The organism is Amycolatopsis sp. NPDC104775 (assembly GCF_055583325.1).
On record NZ_JBVJOE010000007.1, the window covers coordinates 438,491 to 460,812 of the forward strand.

Below are 22,322 nucleotides of genomic sequence, written 5' to 3' on the forward strand. Positions count from 1 at the left end.
GGCCCGGCACCGGAGCCCGGCCCCGGCACTCGGCCACCTGGCGCCCGGCCCGGCACCCCGCACTCCACACTCGGCATTCCCGCACTCCGCACCCGGCCACCCGGCACCCGGCCACCCGGCGCCCGGCCACCCGGCGCCCGGCCCGGCACCCAGCACTCCACACTCGGCATTCCCGCACTCCGCGCCCGGCGCCCGGCGCCCGGCGCCCAGCACCCAGCACCCAGCACCCAGCACCCAGCACCCAGCACCCAGCACCCAGCACCCAGCACCCAGCACCCAGCGACGGTCTCAGCCTCCGGCCGGGAAGGCAACCTCCTTCGTGGCGACGGTGCCCGCGGTCCGGCCGGGGGCGGACTGGTGGGTCCAGTACAGGTTGGTGTGCGCGATGACCTGCGCGGGCGGCGGCGCTCCCCAGGTGGTGCGGTCCACCGTGGTGTGGGCGTCGCTCACCAAGGTCGCGTCATAGCCCCGGACGAAGGCGCCGTGCAGGGTGGAGCGGATGCAGGCGTCCGTTTCGGCTCCGGCGACCACCAGGCGGCCTACGCCCCGCTCGGCGAGGACCGACTCCAGGGTGGTGTCCTCGAAGGAGTCGCCGTAGGACTTTTCCACCACGGGTTCGGCGGGAGCCGGTTTCAGTTCCGGGACCAGTTCCCAGTCGGTGCTGCCCTTCGCCAAGCCCTCGTCGTTGTGCTGCACCCACACGACCGGGACATCGGCCTCCCGGGCTTTGTCCACCAGCGCGGCCACGTTCGCCACGACGTTGTCCCGTTCGTGCGCGTCCGCGACGACGCCGTTCTGCACGTCGACGACCAGCAGTGCGGTGTTCGGCCGGTCTTTGAGTGTGGTCATCGGATCTTCCCTCCAGTCAGGTACCGCTCACGCTAGCGCCGCCCACCGACAAAAAAGGGGCGGAGTCACTCCGGGCGGAGGGCATCGTGCGGGGAGGACGGGCCGAACTCGGTTTCGAAGCGGGTCAGCAGGCGGGACAGGAGAGCGTTCAGCTCAGCCAGGTCGTCTTCGGGCAGGACGGACGTGAACAGGGACCGCTCTCGTTCGGTGCGCTTTTTCGTGGCGGCGGCCCAGCGGGCGCGGCCTTTGCGGGTCAGGCGGATGGGGCGGCTCCGGCCGTCCGCAGAGGCGGTGACGCGTTCTACCAGGCCTGCCCGTTCCAGGCGGTCGATCCGGACGGTGACAGTGCCGGAGGTGACGCCGAGGCGGTCGCCCAGCTCTTTCGGCGTCAGCACGGCGGAGCGGCCGGAGCGGTGCAGAACCGACAAGGCCTGCCAGTCCCCCGTGCTGAAACCGTATTCCTCCGCGACCCCGCGCAGCACCTGTTCGAACTGCCGCGACAGGCGGCCGATCCGCTGCCGGGCCGCTTCGACCGGGCCGTCGACACCGTCGGGCATCACGGCCAGCCAGTCGGCGAGGCCCGCCCCCACTGAGTCCACCTGGACACTCCCTCGATACTCAAGGTAGTTTGATTTGAGTATCAAAGTAACTGGCCCTGGGGAGGTCCGCAATGTCCGGACGCGTCTGGTTCATCACCGGAGCGAGCAGCGGGTTCGGCCGCGTGCTCGCGGAAACTGTGCTGGCACGCGGGGAAAGAGTCGCGGCGACTGCTCGCGACACGAGCGCGCTCGAAGGGCTGGAGACATTCACCGCGCGGCTGGATGTCACGGATCCGGCATCCGTGGAAGAGGCAGTGAACGCGGCGATAGCCGAGTACGGGCGGATTGACGTGCTGGTCAACAACGCCGGGCACGGACTGGTTGGCGCACTGGAGGAACTGACCGACCAGCAGGCTCGGCAAGTGCTTGAGACCAACGTGTTCGGCGTCCTGAACGTGACTCGCGCGGTGCTGCCGCATTTGCGGGCGCAGCGAAGCGGGCACATCGTGCAGATGTCGTCGGTGGGCGGAGTGGTCGGGAATCCCGGGCATGCGTTGTACGCGACGTCGAAGTTCGCGTTGGAGGGGATGTCCGAGGCGCTCGCCGGGGAGGTCGCGCCGCTGGGGATCCGGGTGAGCCTGGTAGAGCCGGGGCCGTTCCGGACTGACTTCGCCGGGCGGTCGATGACGTTTTCCGAACCCATCGACGACTACCGCGACACCCCGGCAGGCGTGATGCGCCAGCAGTTTTCCGCGCAGGACGGGGCGCAGCCGAACGATCCGGTCAAGGCCGCCGAGGCCATTCTCAAGCTGGTCGACACTCCGGACGCGCCGCTGCGGCTGCCGCTCGGGCCCGAGGCGGTGACCCGCATCCGGGCGAAGCTCGAGCGGCAGCTCGCCGATCTCGCGGCATGGGAGAAGGTTTCGCTGGACACGCGGTATCCGGACGACTGAACGGCCCAGCCGTCCGGACCACCCCGTCAGCCGACGGGGCCCTCAGCGGGCACGACGGTGACGTTCTGCTGCTGACCGGTCTGGTCGACGACGGTGACAGTCAGCTTGTCACCGGGGTGGTGCTGGTCCATCAGGGTGGTCAGCGCGGTGGGCGAGTCGACCGCTTTGCCGTCCACCGCGGTGATCACGTCGCCCGCCGAAAGACCGGCCTTCGCGGCCGCGCCGTCGGGGACGACCTGCTGGATCGCCGCGCCCGAGCCGGTTCCGCCCTGCTGTTGCTGCTGCTGTCCGGCGTCGCTGACGGTCACGCCGAGGAACGCGCTCTTTCCAATGTGGACAGTGTCGGAGCCGGTGCCGCCGACGATCTGGTGCGCGAGGGAAATCGCCTGGTTGATCGGGATCGCGTAGCCCTCGTGTCCGCTGGAGCCGTTCTGCGAACCGTCCGAAGAGCCGTTCTGCGAGCCGTTGCCTTGCGAGTCACCTTGCGAGTCGCCCTGGGAGTTGTCGCCGGGGAAGCCGTTGCCGAGCCCGCTGCGCCCGCGCCGTCCGCCGCCGCCGTTGAACTGGTATCCGGCCGATGCCGCGGTGTCCACGCCGACGACCTGGCCCTGCGCGTTCACGAGCGGACCGCCGGAATCGCCGGACTGGATGTTCGCGTCGACCTGGATCAGGTCCTTCAGCTGTTCGGACGAGCTGTTCGATTCGTCGGACGCGGTGATCGACTGGTTCAGCGCGGTCACCCGCCCGCCCGCCGGGACCGGCGCTCCCCCGGCGCCGCCTGCGTTGCCGAGCCCCACGACCGCGTCGCCGACCTTGACCGACGACGAATCGCCGAGCGTCTCCGTCGCCAGCCCGGACGCGCCGGCCAGTTTGAGCACCGCGACGTCGTGGCTGCGGTCGTAGCCGAGCACGGAGGCGGTGTAGGTCTGGCTGTTGCCGACGTCGGTGACCTTGATGCTGGTCGCGCCCTCGACGACGTGGTTGTTCGTGAGCACCTCGCCGTCGGAGGTGAGCACGATGCCGGTGCCCGCCGCGGCCGCGCCCTGGTAGCCCAGCTCGGTGTTGACGTTGACGATGCCCGCGCTGACCTTCTTCGCGATCGCCTGCGGATCGATCGCGGTGTTCGACGGATTGGTCTGGTTGCCGATCGAACCGAAGTTCTGGTTCCCGGAGACGCTGGGCGGCGCGGACGGCGTCCACACGAAGTGCCCGACCCCGAGCCCGACGGCGACCGACAGCGCGATCGCGCCGACCGTGACGGCCGCGGTCCGCAACGGGTGACTGGAACGCTGCGGCCGATGGTACGGCGTGGCGAACTGCTGAGTCGGGTGCGGCTGCCCCGCGTACTGCGGACCGTACGCACCGGGCGGCGGCGTGCCCCAAGCCTGCTGCTGACCCCAGCTCTGCTGGTACGGCTGATCCGTCCCCGGCGAGTACGGATACGCCTGCCCGCTGTAACCGGGCTGACCCTGGTCGTGCCCGGCGCGCTCCTGCTCGTTCATGGTCCGCTCCCGCGTCTCGTTACCCTCCGCCAGCTCAGGAAACACCCGCTACCTGAGATTTTCCTTGCCGCCGTCCGTGCGGAAGCTGTGTACCCGGACGGCGGCAAGGAAAAGCGGCGACAGCGATCAGCTCACATGCACGTAGTCGACCACCAGCTGTTGCGGGAACTGGGTGGCACCGTCCGGGTCGCCCGGCCAGTCGCCGCCCACCGCGAGGTTGAGGATCAGGTAGAACGGGTGGTCGTACACCCATTTCTTGCCGTTCAAATCCGCCGGGGTGCGGGTTTCGTAGGCCTGCCCGTCGACGAGCCAGACGATCTTGTCCGGCGACCAGTCGACCGCGTAGGTGTGGAAGTCGTCGGAGAAGTTCGGGCCGGTGAACGCCGCGCCGATGCCGCCCGCGCCCGAGTAGCCGGGGCCGTGGATGGTGCCGTGCACGGTGTTCGGCTCCTTGCCGATGTTCTCCATGACGTCGATCTCGCCGTCGTCCGGCCACTGCCCGCCGCCGAGCATCCAGAATGCGGGCCACATCCCTTGCCCGCGCGGCAGTTTCATCCGCACTTCCGCGTGCCCGTACGCCTGGCTGAACTTGCCGGAGGTGTTCAGCCGCGCCGAGGTGTACTGGCAGGCGCCGTACCAGCAGGTGTTGCCGGAGTTCTCTTTCTTCGCGGTGATCACGAGGTGGCCTTGGCCGTCGAGCGCGCCGTTCGCCGCGCCCGAGGTGTACCACTGCCGTTCGTGGTTGTTGCCGTTGTTGTCGCCGGTTTCGTAGTTCCACTTGCTCCCGTCGGCGGGCGAACCGGCCGGTCCGTCGAAATCGTCGGAGAACCCTGCGGCCGGAGCGGCGTTCCCGGCGGGCGCCAGCGCGACCGGGCTGATTAGGGCGAGCGCGGCGGACATCGCGAGGAGGCGCCACCGTGAGGTGTGCGTGGACGTCATTGTCATCCCTCAATCACTCGAGGGGCGGCCTGGCGGCGCCACCCCGGGTTTGTTGTGGATGGCAACAAAGTATGCCCACCAGCGCCTTCACCGGCAAGAGCGCACGTGGGTCATTTTCCGACCGCAGGCGGGTCAGGGCGCTCACGGGAGTGATTCCGGGCAAGACCGCGTGGCCGGACGGGCAAGCGGCCCGGAACTGCCGCTGCTGACGCCTATGCGCTCGGGCGGCGCGAGCGCATAGGCAAGGTTCGCGAGGGCCGCCTTCACGGACTCTGCGTCCCAGGGCTCTCCGCACGACCGCCGCCGCGCAGGAGCGGCGCGAACCAATCAGTCCTCAGTGGACGGACGATCCTCCAGCAGCCACACCACGCCGCTCGGCGGCAGCTGCAGCACCGCCGACGCGGGCTGCCCGTGCCACGGCTCCGCCGTCGCCTCCACCGCGCCCAGGTTCCCGACCCCGGACCCGCCGAACGACTCCGCGTCCGTGTTCAGCACCTCGGTCCAGCGGCCGGCCGACGGGAGCCCCACCCGGTAGTCGTGGTGCGGGATCCCGGCGAAGTTCGCGACGCAGGCCAGCCGCGAGCCGTCCGCGCCCAGGCGCAGGAAGCTCAGCACGTTCCCGGCCGAGTCGTTCGCGTCGATCCAGCGGAAGCCCTCCGGCCGGACGTCGCCGCTGAACAGCGCGGCGGTGTCCCGGTAGATCGCGTTCAGCTGCCGGATCAACTCCTGCACGCCGCGGTGCAGCGGACTCTCCAGCAGGTGCCAGTCCAGCGACCGCGACTCCGACCATTCGCGCGGCTGGCCGAATTCGCCGCCCATGAACAGCAATTGCTTGCCCGGATGCGCCCACATGAACGCCAGCAGCGCACGCAGCCCGGCGGCCTTGTTCCAGTCGTCGCCGGGCATCCGCTCCCACAGCGAGCCCTTGCCGTGCACCACTTCGTCGTGCGACAGCGGCAGGACGAAATTCTCGCTCCACGCGTACACGAGCGAGAAGGTCATCTCGTTGTGGTGGTAGGCCCGGTGGATCGGCTCGTGCTGCAGGTAGCGGAGCGTGTCGTGCATCCAGCCCATGTTCCACTTGAAGCCGAAGCCGAGACCGCCCAGATGCGTCGGGCGGGTGACGCCGGGCCAGGCGGTGGATTCCTCGGCCACCATGACCACGCCCGGGTGCCGCTTGTAGACAGTCGCGTTCAGCTCCTGCAAAAACCTTACGGCGTCGAGGTTTTCCCGGCCGCCGTACTCGTTCGGCAGCCACTCCCCGTCCTTGCGCGAGTAGTCGAGGTACAGCATCGAGGCGACCGCGTCCACGCGCAGGCCGTCGAGGTGGAACTCCTCCAGCCAGAACAGCGCGTTCGCGACGAGGAAGTTGCGCACCTCGTTGCGGCCGAAGTTGAACACGAGCGTGCCCCAGTCCGGCTGCTCGCCGCGGCGCGGGTCCTCGTGCTCGTACAGCGGGCTGCCGTCGAACCGCGCCAGCGCCCAGATGTCGCGCGGGAAGTGCGCGGGCACCCAGTCCACGAGCACGCCGATGCCGCGCTGGTGCAGATGGTCGACGAGGTAGCGGAAGTCGTCCGGCGAGCCGAAGCGCGACGTCGGCGCGTAATACGAAGTGACCTGGTAGCCCCACGAGCCGCCGAACGGATGCTCGGCCACCGGCAGGAACTCCACGTGCGTGAAGCCGGTTTCCTCGACGTAGTCGGCCAGCTGGTCGGCCAGTTCGCGGTAGCCCAGCCCAGGCCGCCACGAGCCGAGGTGCACCTCGTACACGCTCATCGGCGCGTCCGCCCAGTCGGTCGCCTCGCGCCGGGCGACCCACTCGCTGTCGCCCCAGGTGTAGTCCGATTCGGTCACCTTCGACGCGGTCGCGGGCGGGACCTCGGTGGCGAAAGCCATCGGGTCGGCTTTCTCGTGCCAGTGGCCGTCCGCGCCGAGGATGCGGAATTTGTAGCAGCTGCCGGCGGAAACGCCGGGCACGAACAGCTCCCACACCCCCGACGACCCGAGCGAGCGCATCGGGTGGCCGCGGCCTTCCCACCCGTTGAAGTCGCCGATCACCCGCACGCCGCGCGCGGTCGGGGCCCACACCGCGAACGACACGCCTTCGACGACGCCGTTCGGGGTGTCGTACCGGCGCACGTGCGCGCCGAGGACGTCCCACAGCCGTTCGTGCCGTCCCTCGCCGATGAGGTGCTGGTCCAGCTCCCCCACGGTCGGCAGCCAGCGGTACGGATCGTCGGTGACGACAGTGTGGCCGTCGTAGCCGACTTCGAGCCGGTAGTCGCCCGGGTGTTCCGGCAGCGTCGCGGCGAACAGCGCGTCCGCCACGCGTTCCAGCGGCACGCGGCGCTCGCCGGCGACGACCGACACCGAGGTCGCGCCCGGGCGCAGCGCGCGCACGACGATGTCGCCGCCGTCGGCGTGCACGCCCAGCACCGCGTGCGGGTCGTGGTGCTCGCCTCCCAGCAGCCGGTCGATGTCGAGCGGAGACGGCGCCGACGAGGGCAGGTCCGCGGGGACAGCGTTCACGGGGGTCACTCGCTTCCGTCGGTGCTGCGGGCGATCGCCGCCAGGGGCACGCTCAGCCAGTCCGGCCGGTTCGCGTGCTCGTAGGCGACCTCGTACACCGCTTTGTCCAGTTCAAAGACGCGGAGCAGGTCCGCGTGGTCCCGCGGGTCGCCGACCGGGCCGCCGGCGCGGGCGTATCCGGTGCAGAACGCGGTGCGGTTGCGCCGGGCCCATTCCATCGCGTGCCGGGTCACGTCCGCGTTCTCGGGCTGCCCGACGAGCCGCTGGTGTGCCGCGTAGTCGAACGACCGGAGCATGCCCGCGACGTCGCGCAGCGGCGAACGCAGCGCGTGCCGTTCCGCGACCGGGGCGGCCGGTTCGCCTTCGAAGTCCAGCAGCAGCCATCCGCTGACGGTACGCAGCACTTGGCCCAAGTGCAGATCGCCGTGGATGTACTGCATGGAGATCGGCGCTTCGTGCGCGCGCACCGCCTCGAACACCTCGCGCAGCGCGGGCGCGTGCACGGCCAGCTCCGGCACCATTTCCGACACCTGGTCGAGGCGCTCGGTCATCGCGCGCACCGTGCGGTCCAGCTCGTCGCTGTCCGCGGGCTCGACGCCGAGCGCGGTCGCCAGGTCCGCGTGCACCTCGGCCACCGCCGCGCCGAGCCGCTCGGCCTCGCCGGCGAAGTCGCCGCCCGCCTCGTCCGCGGGCTGGTCGGGGTCGGCCAGCAGGTCCCGCACGCTCGTGGTCGCCATCGCCCAGCCGTCGACCGCGTCCGGCAGGAACTCCTGCAGCATCCCCATCGTCGCGGGCTCGCCGTGCAGTTCGCCGGAGATCGAGCCGACCACCCGCGCCACGTGCTTGGACCCGGCGTCCTGCAGCGCCCGGTGCAGCAGCAGGTCCTTGTTCAGGCCGGCGCTGAGCTTGCGGAACAGCTTGAGGATGTACTGCCCGCCGAACACCAGCGAGGTGTTGCTCTGCTCCGCGGTGATCGGCCGCGAGCGCAGCCCGGGTTCGAGCGTCACGTCCGGCTCGGCCGCGAAATGGAGCGTCCCAGCGGACCCGCCCGCCGCCATCCGGTCCAGCAGCCCGGAGGTGAGGTCCGCGTCGCCGCTGGCCTCGTAGAACCGTTCGCCGAGCAGAGCGGCCGACGCCACCTCGGGAATCCCCGACCGGCGGCCGATCAGCAGCTGGTACGGCTCGGTGCGGTCGCCCTGCACCACGTCGACGACCGCGTGCACCAGCAGCGGATCCGGGCCCGCCAGCACGGTGAGGCCGGCCGGGCGCACCGCGTCGACCGGCCGGTCCTTGCCCGCGAACCAGCGCTGCGCGGGCAGCCAGTCCGGCAGCAGTTCGGTCAGCGCGGCCGACACCTCGGACAGGACGGGCGGGGAACCGTGGTCGGACAAGCGGACTCACCTCATTCTTCGGGCTCGAGCAGCTGGAACCAGTAGAACCCGTGCCCGGGCAGCGTGAGCAGGTACGGCAGCTCGCCGATGTCCGGGAAGCGCACCCCGCCGGTCAGCTCGACCGGCGTCGCGCCCTGGTGCGCGGACAGGTCCAGTTCCACCGGCTGCGGGAAACGGGACAGGTTGTTGACGCACAGCACGACGTCCTCGCGGCCGTCCGGGCGCCGCCACCGGCGCTGGTAGGCGAGCACGCTCGGGTTGGAGCCGCCGAGGTCGGTGAAATCGCCCTGCCCGAACGCGTGGTGCTGCTTGCGCACCTCGATCATCCGGCGCGTCCAGTTCAGCAGCGACGCCGCGTTGTCGGCCTGCGCCTCGACGTTCAGCGCCTGGTGGCCGTACACCGGGTCCATGATCACCGGCAGGTAGATGCGGCCGGGGTCGCAGGTGGAGAATCCGGCGTTGCGGTCGGGGGTCCATTGCATGGGGGTGCGGACGGCGTCGCGGTCGCCGAGCCAGATGTTGTCGCCCATGCCGATTTCGTCGCCGTAGTACAGGACCGGCGACCCGGGCAGCGACAGCAGCAGCGCGGTGAACAGCTCCTGCTGGTTGCGGTCGTTGTCCAGCAGCGGGGCCAGCCTGCGGCGGATGCCGATGTTGGCCTTCATCCGCGGGTCCTTGGCGTATTCGGAGTACATGTAGTCGCGTTCTTCGTCGCTGACCATCTCGAGCGTCAGCTCGTCGTGGTTGCGCAAGAAGATGCCCCACTGGGTGCCGGACGGGATCTGCGGCGTCTGCAGCAGGATCTCCGAGATCGGGAACCGCGACTCCCGGCGCACCGCCATGAAGATCCGCGGCATCAGCGGGAAGTGGAACGCCATGTGGCATTCGTCGCCGCCGGACTCCGCGTCGCCGAAGTACTCCACCACGTCGGTCGGCCACTGGTTCGCCTCGGCCAGCAGGATCCGGCCGGGGTACTCGTCGTCGACCACCTTGCGGCAGCGCTTGAGGAAATCGTGCGTGCGCGGCAGGTTCTCGCAGTTGGTGCCCTCCTGCTCGAACAGGTAGGGCACGGCGTCGAGGCGGAACCCGTCGATGCCGATGTCGAGCCAGAAGCGCAGCACGTCGAGCATCGCGTCCTGCACGGCCGGGTTCTCGTAGTTGAGGTCGGGCTGGTGGGAGAAGAACCGGTGCCAGTAGAACTGGCCGCGCACCGGGTCGTAGGTCCAGTTCGAGGTTTCGGTGTCGACGAAGATGATCCGCGCGTCGGCGTAGCGGGAATCGTCGTCGCTCCACACGTAGTAGTCGCCGTAGGGGCCGTCCGGGTCAGAACGCGACTGCTGGAACCACGGATGCGCGTCCGAGGTGTGGTTGAGCACCAGGTCGGTGATCACCCGGATGCCGCGCCGGTGCGCTTCGTCGAGCAGGTACACGAAATCGTCGACGCTGCCGAATTCCGGCAGCACCGCCCGGAAATCGCTGATGTCGTAGCCGCCGTCGCGCAGCGGCGAGGCGTAGAACGGCGGCAGCCACAGGCAGTCCACCCCGAGCCATTCGAGGTAGTCCAGCTTGCTCGCCAGCCCGCGCAGGTCGCCGGTGCCGTCGCCGTTGGAATCGGCGAACGCGCGCACCAGCACTTCGTAGAACACCGCGCTCTTGAACCATTCCGGGTCGCGCGGCGCCTCGTGCGCGTGCCCGAAGTCGTCCGCCTGGGGTTCGACCAGCAGGCCGTCCGCCGTCACTGCCTCCCCGGTGTGCGGCACGTCCGCCAGTCCCGCCGCGGCGCCGGGCCGGCTCTCCTCGTCCATCCGTTCCACCTTGTCGTGAGTGCTGCTGGTGAGTGGTTATCCCGGTTCTCGCCGCGATAACCCCTCACGAGGGGGTTTTTGTCCGGTCAGGCCGCGAGCCTGCGCCGCAGCGCGACGATGTGCGCCACCGCCCGCCACGGTTCGAGCCGGACGAAGTTCGCCTGGCCCCAGTCCCACGTCTCCCCGGTGACCTCGTCGTGCGCGATGAGCCGCTCGGGCCAGTCGAAGCCCAGCGCGGGCAGGTCGAGCCAGAGCGTGCCTTCCTGCGCGTTGTGCGGGTCGAGGTTCACCACCGCGACGACCGTGTCGCCGGTCGCCGGGTCCTGTTTGGAGTAAGCGAGCAGCGCGTCGTTGTCGATGTGGTGGAAGCGCAGCGACCGCATGCCCTGCAACGCGGGGTGCGCGCGGCGAATCGCGTTGAGCCGGGTCAGCCACGGTTCGAGCGAGCGGCCCTCGGCGAGCGCGCGGGCGAAATCGCGCGGGCGCAGCTGGTATTTCTCCGAGTCGAGGTACTCCTCGCTGCCCGGCCGCACCGCCTCGGATTCGAACAGCTCGTAGCCGGAGTACACGCCCCAGGTCGGCGACATCGTCGCGGCCAGCGCCGCGCGCAGCGCGAACATGCCCGGGCCGCCGTGCTGCAGCGATTCGTGCAGGATGTCCGGGGTGTTGACGAACAGGTTGGGGCGGCCGTGGTCCCAGTGCTCGACGAGGTCCGCGCCGAACTCGGTCAGCTCCTGTTTCGTGGTGCGCCAGGTGAAATACGTGTAGCTCTGGGTGAAGCCGAGCTTCGCCAGCCCCCACAGCCGGGCCGGGCGGGTGAACGCCTCGGCGAGGAACAGCACGTCCGGATGCGCGTCCTTCACCGACTGGATCAGCCAGGCCCAGAAGTCCGGCGGCTTGGTGTGCGGGTTGTCGACCCGGAAGATCCGCACCCCGTGCGACACCCAGTGCAGCACGACGCGCAGCACCTCTTCGTAGATCCCGCGCGGGTCGTTGTCGAAGTTGACCGGGTAGATGTCCTGGTACTTCTTCGGCGGGTTCTCCGCGTACGCGATCGTGCCGTCCGGGCGGGTGGTGAAGAACTCCGGGTACTTGACCACCCACGGGTGGTCGGGCGCGGCCTGCAGCGCGAGGTCGAGCGCGACCTCGAGGCCGAGTTCCTCCGCGCGCGCCACGAACGAGTCGAAATCGTCGATCGTGCCCAGGTCCGGATGGATCGCGTCGTGCCCGCCCTCGTCGGCCCCGATCGCCCACGGCGAGCCGACGTCGTCCGGCGTCGCGTGCAGAGTGTTGTTGGGGCCCTTGCGGTTCACGCGGCCGATGGGGTGCACCGGCGGCAGGTAGACGACGTCGAATCCCATGCCCGCGACGCGGTCCAGCTCGCGTTCGGCGGTGGCGAAGGTGCCGTGCACGGCGCGCCCCTGCGCGTCGACCCCGCCGGTCGAGCGGGGGAAGAATTCGTACCAGGAACCGAAAGCGGCGCGTTTGCGGTCGACCCACAGCTTCAGCGCGCGGCCCTTGGTGATCAGCTCGCGCACCGGGAACTCGTGCATCAGATGGCGGACCTCGGGCGAGAGCGCCGGCCCGACGCGCTCGGCGAGATCGCGCTCCTCGTCGCGCAGCGCGGCCGCGGCCCCGGCGAGCAGCGGGCGCTCGGCCCGGCGCTCCGGGCGGCGGGAGACGCGGTCGAGCAGCCGCGCCCCGGTTTCCAGGTCGTTCGCCAGCTCCCCCGGGCCCTGCCCGGCGGCGATCTTCACCTCGACGGCGTGCTCCCAGGTGGCCCACGGATCGCTCCACGCGTCCACCCGATAGGTCCACATGCCCTCCGCGTCGGGCACGATCACCGCGCCGAACCGGTCGAGCCCCCGGCCCTGCTCGGCCATCCGCGTCTGGCGCGCCGCGCGGTCGCCGGGACCGCGCCAGGCGACCGTCGCGGCGACCGCGTCGTGGCCCTCCCGCCAGACCGTGGCGGTGACCGGGAAATGTTCGCCTGCAACGGCTTTGGCCGGATACCGGCCGCAGCTGACCATGGGTGCGACGTCGTCGATCCCGAGCCTGCCGGTCATGGCAACGCCCCTTTTTCACGGTGGGTGGGAGATGAGACGGAGTGCGCTTCCGCGAGCACGGCCAGTGTGCCTGATTCCTCCAAAGCCATTGACAGCGGGGCCTTTCCCGGAAATTCCCGCCACCCGGTCGGGCGAAACGCGCCCATTCGGCGGAACTCCCGGTCGCATTCCCGTCTCCCGCCCGCAACACGCGCGCCTAATCGCGTTAACAATCTTCGGCGCGTTCCGGTGATTACCCGCGGGTATCAGCGGGTACTCCAAGCCGGAATGCCCGCGGCGGCGGCTCCTTAAAGCTGCGGGATCTCCACCGTGTCCCGCGGCGCGCGAAGCAGCAGCAGCGACCGCGCTTCGACGGTGATCCGCGCCTTCGGCTCCAGCACGCCGGGATGGGCCGGAGTGCCGTCGGCGGTGCTGGTGTCCAAAGTGGGCTTGAAGGTCTCGCCGTACTCCGGCCCGGGCAGCACGATCTCGGCCGGTTCCGCGCCCGCGTGGAGCACCAGCAGCCACGAGTGGTCGGTGACGAGCGCGCCCTCGCGGTTGCGCGCCTGGCTGTTCGACCCGTCGATCCACATGCAGAGCGTGCGGCGGTCCTCGTCGAACCAGTCGATCTCGTCGAACTCCTCGCCGTCCGCGCGGAACCAGACGAGGTCGGGCTTGCCGCTGACCGTGGTCCGGCCCTCGAAGAACTCCGGCTGCCGCAGCGCCGGGCTGTGCGCGCGCAGCCGGATCACGCGGCGGGCGAAGTCGAGCATCGGCTCCGAGGCCTCGGTCGGGGTCCAGTCGATCCACGACGTCTCGTCGTCGAGGCAGTAGGCGTTGTTGTTGCCGTGCTGGGTCCGCCACATCTCGTCGCCCGCGGTGAACATCGGCGTGCCGGTGGACAGCAGCAGCGTCGCGAACAGGTTGCGGGCCTGCCGGGTGCGCAGCGCGACGATCGCCGCGTCGTCGGTCTCGCCCTCCGCGCCGTGGTTCCACGACCGGTTGTCGTTCGTGCCGTCGCGGTTGTCCTCGCCGTTGGCCTCGTTGTGCTTTTCGTTGTAGGACACCAGATCCCGCAGCGTGAAGCCGTCGTGCGCGGTGACGAAGTTGATCGACTGCCATGGCCGGCGCAGGTTGTGGTCGTACAGGTCCGACGATCCGGACAGCCGGTACGCGAGGTCGCGCACGCCGGTCGCGCCGCGCCAGAAATCGCGGACGGTGTCGCGGTAGCGGCCGTTCCATTCGGCCCACTGCGCGCCGAAGTCGCCGACGCGATAGCCCTCGCCGGTCGCGTCCCACGGTTCGGCGATCAGCTTGCAGCGCGACAGCACCGGGTCGGTGGTGATCGCGGTGAGCATCATCGACTCGCGGTCGAACATCTCGCCGCGCGGGCGGCCGAGCGTGCTCGCCAGGTCGAAGCGGAATCCGTCGACGCCCATCTCCTGCGTCCAGTACCGCAGCGAATCGGTGACCAGCCGGACGACGGTCGGCGAACCGGCGTCGAGGGTGTTGCCGCAGCCGGTCAGGTCGGCCATGTGCCCGCGGCGGGTGTGCAGATAGTAGGCCGGAGCGTCGAGGCCGCGCAGCGAGAGCGTCGGGCCGTCCGGGCCGCCTTCGCAGGTGTGGTTGAAGACGACGTCGAGCAGCACCTCGATGCCCGCCGCGTGCAGCGCCGCCACCATCGTGCGGAATTCCTCGACCTCGCGGCCCGGCTCGCTCGCGTACCCGGCGTGCGGCGCGAAGTAGCCCAGCGGCGAGTAGCCCCAGTAGTTGTGCCGTCCCGCGCGGATCAGCGAAGGCTCGTCGGCGAACGAGTGCACCGGCAGCAGCTCGACCGTCGTCACGCCGAGGCGGGTCAGATGCTCGATCGCCACCGGGTGCGCGAGGCCGAGGTACGTGCCGCGCAGCGCCTCCGGGATGAACGGATGCTGCTGGGTGAACCCCTTCACGTGCAGTTCGCAGATCACCGATTCCTCGAACGGCACCTCGGGTTTGATCCCGGTGTCCTGCCCGCCCGGCGAGGTGACGACCGACAGCGGCACGGCGCCCAGCGAGTCCACTGTGGACATCGGGCCGCGCTCGGGGTCTCCGGTGAAGCCCTGCGCGGCGTGCAGGCTGACGAGCTTCCCGTCGATCCGGCGCGCGTACGGGTCGACGAGGAGCTTGGCCGGATTGCAGCGGTAGCCGCGGGCCGGGTCGTACGGGCCGTGCACGCGGTAGCCGTAGTGCTGCCCGACCGTGACGCCCGGGACGAGGCCGTGCCAGACGCCGAACGTGCGTTCGGTCAGTTCGATCCGCCGCTCGGAGCCGTCGTCGCCGACGAGGCACACCTCGACTGCCTCGGCGACGGCGGACGTCACCGCGAACCGGACGCCGCCCGCCTCCGGGTGGGCGCCGAGCGGGAACGGGCGTCCGGCGAGGACCTGGTTGTCGGATGCGGGTCGCTGTGCCATGCGCCGATCTTTTCAAACCCGGAGCGGCGGCGTGCTCCGGCGCTTGGCTGAACTTGGCCAGGACAGGGGTAGTGACCTGGGCGGACGGCGCGGCAAGGCGACATCGGCCCGGGCGCGCCCCGCAGGGGCTTGACCTGCTGGAAGCCCCTTCCGCCGGGTCCGCTGACAGTTTTTGTCAGGGCGCCCCGGCATGCTGGCCCCATGCGCGCGAGCCGGCTCGTCTCGATCCTGTTGCTGCTGCAGGCCCGGCAGCCGAGGACCGCCGACGACCTGGCTGCCCGGCTGGAGGTGTCCCCGCGGACGATCTACCGCGACATCGAGGCGCTGAGCGCGGCCGGGATCCCGGTGTACGGCGAACCCGGCCACGACGGCGGATACCGGCTGGTCGACGGCTACCGCACCCAGCTGACCGGCTTGACCAGGCAAGAAGCGGAGGCGCTGTTCCTCACCGGGCTGCCCGCCGCGGCTTCCGGGCTCGGCCTCGGGCCGGTCGTGGCGAACACGGAGCGCAAGCTGCTGGCCGCGCTCCCGGCCGAGCTGCGGTCGCACGCGGACCGGGTCCGCGAGCGGTTCCACCTGGACGCGGCGTCCTGGTATCACGGCGCGGAAGCCACGCCGGAGCTGCCAGCGGTCTCGGACGCGGTGTGGCAGCAGCGTCGAGTCCGGATCCGCTATCAGCGCTGGGCCGCGCCCCACGAAGTCACCCGCACTGTCGAGCCGCATGGCGTAGTGCTCAAGGCCGGACACTGGTACCTGGTCGCCCGGGGCACCGGAGAGTTCCGGACCTACCGGGTGGCGCGGATCGTCGCGGCGGCGATGCTGGACGAGACCTTCACCCGTGCCCCGGACTTCGATCTGGGCCGCTACTGGTCGGAGTACCTGGACGGCTTCGACACCCGGCGCCGCCAGGGCGAGGCGGTGCTGCGGCTGTCGCCGGAGGGGATGCGGCTGCTGCCTCAGCTCGCCGAACCCGCCGTCGCCCACGCCGCCGAGGACGGCGTGGGCGAAGCGGACGGATGGACCCGGGTGGTCGTTCCGGTCGAGCACCCGGACCAAGCCGTCCACGACCTCCTGCGGCTCGGCCCGCTGGCGGAAGTGGTGGCGCCTCAGGAGCTCCGCGACCGCCTGGCCGAGGCGCTCACGACGATGCTGCGCCGCTACGCCGGGTAGAGACCAGCACGAACGACTCCGAGGGCAATACCGTCGCGCTGTCCCCGACCTCGGGATTTCCCCACGAAGCCAGCACCTCCCCGGTCACCGGGAGCTCCGCCGGTTTCGCGCCGAAGTTGCAGGCCAGCCGCAGCCCGCCGCGGTGCAGGACGAGCCACGTGTCGTCCGGCGCGGTCTCGACGACGACCCGGTCCAGCCGCGGATCGGCCAGCTCCGGGTATTCCCGGCGGAGGCGGATCAGCGTCCGGTACAGGCCGAGGATCTCCCGGTGGCCCGGTTTGCCCGGTTCGGTCCAGTCGAGCCGCGAGCGGGCGACGGTGGCCGGGTCCATCGGGTCCGGGACGTCCGTTTCGCCCCAGCCGTGGCTCGCGAACTCGCGGCGGCGGCCGGTGCGGACGGCCTCGGCCAGTTCCGGGTCCGGGAACGACGCGAAGAACTGCCACGGCGTCTCCGCCGCCCACTCCTCGCCCATGAACAGCATCGGCGTGAACGGCGAGCAGAACACCACCGCGGCGCCGCAGGCCAGCAGGCCCGGCGAAACGGTCGCGGACAGCCGGTCGCCGGTCGCGCGGTTGCCGATCTGGTCGTGGTCCTGCAGGTAGGCCAGGAACCGGTGTCCGGGGGCGACGCGCCGGTCCAGCGGGCGGCCGTGCGTGCGGGAGCGGAACGACGACCAGGTCCCGGCGTGGAAGAACGCCTCTCGCAGAGTCTTGGCCAGCGCGCCGGGCTCGGCGAAATCGGCGTAGTAGCCGGTGGTTTCGCCGGTGAGCCTGACGTGCAGCGCGTGGTGCAGGTCGTCGGACCACTGCGCGTGCAGCCCGTAGCCGCCCGCGTCGCGGGAGGTGACGAGCTTCGGGTCGTTCTGGTCGGACTCGGCGATCAGCGTCAGCGGGCGGTTCACGGCCGCCGACAGCGCGTCAACTTCGGCGGCGAGTTCCTCCAGCAGGTGCACGGCGCGTTTGTCGACCAAGGCGTGCACGGCGTCCAGGCGGAGGCCGTCGATGTGGAAGTCGCGCAGCCAGCCCAGTGCGTTGTCGATGACGTAGCGGCGGACTTCGTCGGAGCCGGGGCCGTCGAGATTCAGCCCGGCGCCCCAGTCGGTGCGGCCGGCGAAGTACGGGCCGAACCGGTCGAGGTAGGCACCGGACGGGCCGAGGTGGTTGTAGACGACGTCGAGCACTACCGCGAGCCCGCGCGCGTGACAGGCGTCGACCAGGCGTTTCAGCCCGTCGGGGCCGCCGTACGGCTCGTGCGCGGCACCCCACAGCACGCCGTCGTAGCCCCAGCCCGCAGTGCCGTCGAAGGAGTTCACCGGCAGCAGTTCGACGTGCGTGACGCCGAGGTCGACCAGGTGCCCGAGCCGGTCGACGACCGCGTCGAACGTGCCCGCCTCGGTGAAGGTGCCGACGTGCAGTTCGTAGACCACGCCGCCGGGCAGCTGCCGTCCGGTCCAGGACTGGTCGGTCCAGTCGAACGCGGAATGGTCGTAGACGCGCGACGCTTCGTGCACGCCGTTCGGCTGGCGCAATGAACGCGGATCCGGCAGCGGGCGGTCGTCGTCGCCGAGCAAGAACGCGTAATCGGTGCCGGCGACGTTGGCCTGCCACCAGCCGTCGTCGGCGGCGGTCATCTCATGGTCGGTGCCGTCCACGCGGACGCGGACGCGCTCGGCGGACGGGGCCCACACGGTGAACATCAGGAGTCCTCCCGCACCAGAAGCGCGACCGGGTACCGGTCGAACAACGCGGACGCCGGCGGGGCGTCGCCCACTCCGCGGCCGGTGAGCACGTCAGTCCATTCGCCCGCGCGCAGCGGCAGGACGGTGTCGCGCCAGCCGCCCGCGCGGTCGAGTCCCAGCGGCAGCCGGGTGACTGCCACGGTCAGGCCATCGCCGCGTTCGAAGGCCAGAAGGTGTTCTGCGGCAACGCCTTCGGCATGCAACGGCCGGTAGCCGGTGAACAGTTCCGGCCGGTCCCGGCGCAGGGTCAGCGCGTGATGGACCACCAGGAGTTTCGCCGCGCCGGTGTCGTCGATCTCCGGCTGCTCGCCAGCCTGGACGCGTTCGAGCAGAGAGCGCCGGACGGCGTAGTCGACCTCTCGGCGGTTGTCCGGATCGACCAGCGAGTAATCCCACAGCTCGGTGCCCTGGTAGACGTCCGGCACGCCGGGTCCGGCCAGCTGCACCAGCTTCTGCCCCAGCGAATTCGCCCAGCCCGCGCCGCGCACCCGCTTGACGAACGCCTCGACGTCGGCCGCCAGCTCCGCGTCGCCAAGGACCGCGGAGGGCCACTCGGCGACGGCGCGCTCGAACTCCTCGTCGTGGTCCGTCCACGTGGTGCGGAGTTTCGCTTCCTTCGCGGCCTTGTCGAGATAGTCGCGCAGCCGCTCCGGCGAGATCGGCCACGCGCCCACGAGCGTCTGCCACGCCAGGAGATTCAGCGCGGGCTCGTCGATCCCGCACGCGGCCGTCCAGCGGCGGACCGCGACGGCGAACTCGTCCGCGACCTCCGACAGCGCGGCCATCCGCGCGCGAGTGTCCTCGGAGCGTTTCGTGTCGTGCGTGGTCAGCGTGGTCATCGTGGCCGGGGCCGCCGCTGCCCGGCCCGCGGCCAGCGCGTGGAATTCCCCGAGGCTCAAGCCGAACCGGTCCGGGTTTCCGCCGACCTCGTTCAGCGCGGCGAACCGAGTGAACCGGTAGAACGTGGTGTCCTCGGTGCCCTTCGCGACGACCATGCCGGACGTCTGCTGAATCCGGGTCGCCAGCTCGCCGTCCGGCGCACCGCGCACTTGGCTGTCCAGCGCGTCGAGCGCCGGGGCCAGTTCCGGCCGCCGTTCGCGCGCCCGGGCGACGGCGGTCGCCCAGTGCTCCGAACCCTCCGGCAGATACGAACGGTAGACCGGGAACGCGATCATCACCTCGGCCACGGCGGCGCGGGCGGCGTCGGCGTCCACGCCTTGCAGCAGCGCGGCGATCCGGTGCACCTCGGCGACCAGGATGCCGTCGGTGACCAAGCGCCGCGCGCCTTCCTCGACCGCGTGATAGTCGGTGCGCACGCCCTGCTCGCCCGCGAGCCGGGTGAACGCCGGCGCGGCGGCCGGGTCCACGAACACGCCGGTGATCTCGCGCAGCGCGTCGTAGCCGGTGGTCCCGTCGACCGGCCAGCTCTGCGGCAGCGCTTCGCCCGGGTGCAGGATCTTCTCCGCCACCAGCCACGCCCCCGGCGCGCCTTCGCGGAGCCGCCGGAAGTAGCCGCCCGGGTCGGCGAGGCCGTCCGGATGGTCCACGCGCAGGCCGGTGACGTCGCCGTCGGACACCCAGCGCAGCACCTCGCCGTGCGTCTCGGCGAACACCTCGGGCCGTTCGACGGTGACCGCGGCCAGGTTCGTGATGTCGAAGAACCTCCGGTAGTTCAGTTCCCGGTTCCCGCGCCGCCAGCCGACCAGCTCGTAATGCTGGCGCGCGTGCACTTCTCGCGGCGAGCCGTCGCCGGTGCCGGGCGCGATCGGGAACCGGTGGTCGTAGTAGACGAGTTCGTCCCCTTCGACAGCCAGCTCGTCGTTGTCGTCGCCGAGCACCGGAAGCAGCAGCCGGCCGCGGCTCCAGTCGATGTCGAAGAACGGCGCGTACGGCGAATCCCGGCCGTTCCGGAGAACGTCCCACCACCACCGGTTCGCCTTCGGCACTTCGACGGACATGTGGTTCGGCACGATGTCCACGACGAACCCGAGCCCGGCCTCTTTCAGCCGCGCCGCCAACGCCTTTCGCGCTTCTTCGCCGCCCAGTTCGCCCCGGGCGCGCGTCGGATCGGTGACGTCATAGCCGTGGGTGGACCCGGGTGTCGCGTCCAGCATCGGCGAGCCGTACAACGCTCCGACTCCCAGCTCGTGCAGGTACTCCACGATCGCGGCGGCGTCGGCGAAACCGAACTCCGGCCGCAACTGCACCCGGTACGTCGAGGACGGCGTGCTCATTCGCCCTCCCTGGCGGTGCGCTGGAGAACCACGAGCGACCGCGCGGCGAGGGTGAACTTGCCGCCGCCTTCGACCGGCTCGACGTCGCTGTGCCCGACGACCCCGGTGTCGGTGTCGACCACGACTGTCCATTCGCGACCGTAGCCGTTGCCGGGCAGGGTCATCGCGATGTCCTCCCAGTGCGCGTTGAACGCGAGCAGGAACGAATCGTCCTCCACCGGCATCCCGCGCGGGTCGAGGTCCGGGATCCCTTCCCCGTTCAGGAAAATCACCACGGACTTGCCGAACGCGTCGTCCCAGTTCTGCTCGGTCATCTCCTCGCCGGCCGGGGTGAACCAGGCGATGTCGCCCAGCTCCTCCCCCTTGCGAACCGGCTTGCCCTGGAAGAACCGGCGGCGGCGGAACACCGGATGCGCCTTGCGGAACGCGGTGAGCGCGGCGGTGAACTCGACCAGGCCGGCGTTCTCGGTGGCGAGTTCCCAGTCCATCCAGGACAGTTCGGTGTCCTGGCAGTAGGCGTTGTTGTTGCCCTGCTGGGTCCGGCCGAGCTCGTCGCCGTGCAGCAGCATCGGCACGCCTTGCGACAGCAGCAGCGTGGCGAGCAGGTTCCGCCGCTGCTTGGCGCGCAGCGCGAGGACTTCCTTGTCGTCGGTCGGGCCCTCGACGCCGCAGTTCCACGACCGGTTGTCGTCCGCGCCGTCGCGGTTGTCCTCGCCGTTGGCCTCGTTGTGCTTTTCGTTGTAGGACACCAGATCGGCGAGCGTGAACCCGTCGTGCGCGGTGACGAAGTTGATCGAGGCGAACGGGCGGCGGCCGTCGTCCTGGTACAGATCCGACGAACCGGTGATCCGCGAGGCGAACTCGCCCAGCGTGGACGGTTCGCCGCGCCAGAAATCGCGGACGGTGTCGCGGTACTGCCCGTTCCATTCCGTCCACAGCGGCGGGAAGTTGCCGACCTGGTAGCCGCCCGGCCCGACGTCCCACGGTTCGGCGATCAGCTTCACCTGGCTCACGATCGGGTCCTGCTGCACGAGGTCGAAGAACGTCGACAGCCGGTCGACGTCGTAGAACTCGCGGGCCAGCGCGGAGGCGAGGTCGAACCGGAAGCCGTCCACGTGCATCTCGGTCACCCAGTACCGCAGCGAATCCATGATCAGCTGCAGCGTGTGCGGGCTGCGCACGTTGAGCGAGTTCCCGGTTCCGGTGTAGTCCATGTAGTACCGCGGATCGTCCTCGACCAGGCGGTAGTACGCCTCGTTGTCGATGCCGCGCATGGACAGCGTCGGCCCGAGGTGGTTGCCCTCCGCGGTGTGGTTGTAGACCACGTCGAGGATCACCTCGATGCCGGCCTCGTGCAGGGCGCGGACCATGCCCTTGAACTCCTGCACCTGCCCGCCGTGGCCCTGCATCGCGGCGTACCCGTCGTGCGGCGCGAAATACCCGATCGTGTTGTAGCCCCAGTAGTTGCGCAGGCCCTTTTCGTCGAGGCCGTGGTCGGTGACGAACTGGTGCACCGGCATCAGCTCCACCGTCGTCACGCCGAGTTTCTGCAGGTGCTCGACCACCGCGGGATGCGCCAGGCCGGCGTAGGTGCCGCGCAGCCGCTCGGGGACGAACGGATGCGTCATCGTCATGCCGCGCACGTGCGTCTCGTAGATGACCGTCTCGTGGTAGGGCACCCCGGGCGAACGGTCGTTGGCCCAGTCGAAGAACGGGCTCACCACGAGCGAATACGGCACGTGGCCGGCCGAATCGTCCTCGTTGAACTCCTCGGGGTCGTCGAAGCGGTAGCTGAACAGCGCCTCGGACCAGTCGACGCCGCGGGACAGCGCCTTGGCGTACGGGTCGATCAGCAGCTTGTTCGGGTTGCAGCGCTGGCCGCGGCTCGGGTCGTACGGCCCGTGCACGCGGAAGCCGTAGCGCTGCCCGGGGCCGACGCCGAGCAGGTAGCCGTGGTGGACGAAGCCGTCGACTTCCTCCAGCCGCGACCGGGTTTCGTTCCCCTTGTCGTCGAACAGGCAGAGATCGACGTGCTCCGCCACCTCGGAGAACAGCGCGAAGTTCGTCCCCACGCCGTCATAGGTGGCGCCGAGCGGGTAGGGCTTTCCGGGCCAGGGCCGCACAGGGCTTCTCCTTGGGCATCGGTTTTCGTTGTCCGGACGGGTTTTTCCGAGA

Annotated in this window: 13 protein-coding genes and 1 pseudogene; 2 read left to right on the forward strand and 12 right to left on the reverse strand. The window is 70.4% G+C overall.

Features of this window, described 5'->3' with window-relative positions; translation table 11 throughout:
• Positions 1 to 288 precede the first annotated feature (288 nt).
• Together ACZ63D_RS30420 and ACZ63D_RS30425 are read right to left on the reverse strand one after the other, a co-directional pair.
• The gene (locus ACZ63D_RS30420; protein ID WP_465357791.1) at positions 289 to 849 is read right to left on the reverse strand and encodes a cysteine hydrolase family protein; all 561 of its coding nucleotides are present in this window, start codon (positions 847 to 849) and stop codon (positions 289 to 291) included.
• 65 nt (positions 850 to 914) lie between these two features.
• Positions 915 to 1,448 carry a MarR family winged helix-turn-helix transcriptional regulator gene (locus ACZ63D_RS30425; protein WP_465357792.1) on the reverse strand — a complete coding sequence of 178 codons (534 nt, stop codon included), beginning with the start codon at positions 1,446 to 1,448 and terminating at the stop codon, positions 915 to 917.
• 71 nt (positions 1,449 to 1,519) lie between these two features.
• On the opposite strand from ACZ63D_RS30425, the gene ACZ63D_RS30430 reads away from it, so the two are divergent.
• Positions 1,520 to 2,341, forward strand: coding sequence for an oxidoreductase (locus ACZ63D_RS30430; protein WP_465357793.1), 822 nt, complete (start codon positions 1,520 to 1,522; stop codon positions 2,339 to 2,341).
• A gap of 26 nt (positions 2,342 to 2,367) precedes the next feature.
• Here the strand turns inward: ACZ63D_RS30430 and ACZ63D_RS30435 are convergent, their stop codons facing one another.
• The 7 genes and pseudogenes from ACZ63D_RS30435 to glgX (ACZ63D_RS30465) all read right to left on the reverse strand — a co-directional run bounded on the left by ACZ63D_RS30435 (position 2,368) and on the right by glgX (ACZ63D_RS30465) (position 15,005).
• On the reverse strand, positions 2,368 to 3,843 hold the full coding sequence (locus ACZ63D_RS30435; RefSeq protein ID WP_465357794.1) for a S1C family serine protease: 1,476 nt from the start codon (positions 3,841 to 3,843) through the stop codon (positions 2,368 to 2,370).
• Positions 3,844 to 3,972: 129 nt separating this feature from the next.
• A pseudogene (locus tag ACZ63D_RS30440) lies at positions 3,973 to 4,743 on the reverse strand (glycoside hydrolase family 16 protein); the annotation flags it as partial.
• Positions 4,744 to 5,109: 366 nt separating this feature from the next.
• On the reverse strand, positions 5,110 to 7,311 hold the full coding sequence (gene glgB, locus ACZ63D_RS30445; RefSeq protein ID WP_465357795.1) for a 1,4-alpha-glucan branching protein GlgB: 2,202 nt from the start codon (positions 7,309 to 7,311) through the stop codon (positions 5,110 to 5,112).
• A gap of 5 nt (positions 7,312 to 7,316) precedes the next feature.
• The gene (locus ACZ63D_RS30450) at positions 7,317 to 8,702 is read right to left on the reverse strand and encodes a maltokinase N-terminal cap-like domain-containing protein (protein WP_465357796.1); all 1,386 of its coding nucleotides are present in this window, start codon (positions 8,700 to 8,702) and stop codon (positions 7,317 to 7,319) included.
• An 11-nt stretch (positions 8,703 to 8,713) separates the two neighbouring features.
• Positions 8,714 to 10,507: a maltose alpha-D-glucosyltransferase gene (treS, locus tag ACZ63D_RS30455; protein WP_465357797.1), complete on the reverse strand. Its 1,794-nt coding sequence runs from the start codon at positions 10,505 to 10,507 to the stop codon at positions 8,714 to 8,716.
• A gap of 86 nt (positions 10,508 to 10,593) precedes the next feature.
• A complete protein-coding gene (locus ACZ63D_RS30460; protein ID WP_465357798.1) occupies positions 10,594 to 12,573 on the reverse strand; it encodes an alpha-1,4-glucan--maltose-1-phosphate maltosyltransferase in 1,980 nt (659 codons plus the stop codon).
• Between the two features lie 287 nt (positions 12,574 to 12,860).
• Positions 12,861 to 15,005, reverse strand: a complete 2,145-nt coding sequence (gene glgX, locus ACZ63D_RS30465) for a glycogen debranching protein GlgX (RefSeq protein WP_465357799.1) — start codon at positions 15,003 to 15,005, stop codon at positions 12,861 to 12,863.
• Positions 15,006 to 15,206: 201 nt separating this feature from the next.
• On the opposite strand from glgX (ACZ63D_RS30465), the gene ACZ63D_RS30470 reads away from it, so the two are divergent.
• Positions 15,207 to 16,175, forward strand: coding sequence for a helix-turn-helix transcriptional regulator (locus ACZ63D_RS30470; protein ID WP_465357800.1), 969 nt, complete (start codon positions 15,207 to 15,209; stop codon positions 16,173 to 16,175).
• On the opposite strand, the gene treZ is transcribed toward ACZ63D_RS30470, so the two are convergent.
• The 3 genes from treZ to glgX (ACZ63D_RS30485) are packed head-to-tail and all read right to left on the reverse strand — an operon-like array spanning position 16,144 to position 22,270.
• Positions 16,144 to 17,874, reverse strand: coding sequence for a malto-oligosyltrehalose trehalohydrolase (gene treZ, locus ACZ63D_RS30475; RefSeq protein WP_465357822.1), 1,731 nt, complete (start codon positions 17,872 to 17,874; stop codon positions 16,144 to 16,146). The genes ACZ63D_RS30470 and treZ overlap by 32 nt on opposite strands.
• Positions 17,871 to 20,147, reverse strand: a complete 2,277-nt coding sequence (gene treY / locus ACZ63D_RS30480; protein WP_465357801.1) for a malto-oligosyltrehalose synthase — start codon at positions 20,145 to 20,147, stop codon at positions 17,871 to 17,873. Before treY ends, treZ begins: the two co-directional genes overlap by 4 nt.
• A complete protein-coding gene (glgX, locus tag ACZ63D_RS30485; protein ID WP_465357802.1) occupies positions 20,144 to 22,270 on the reverse strand; it encodes a glycogen debranching protein GlgX in 2,127 nt (708 codons plus the stop codon). The genes treY and glgX (ACZ63D_RS30485) overlap by 4 nt, the downstream gene beginning before the upstream one ends.
• Positions 22,271 to 22,322 lie beyond the last annotated feature (52 nt).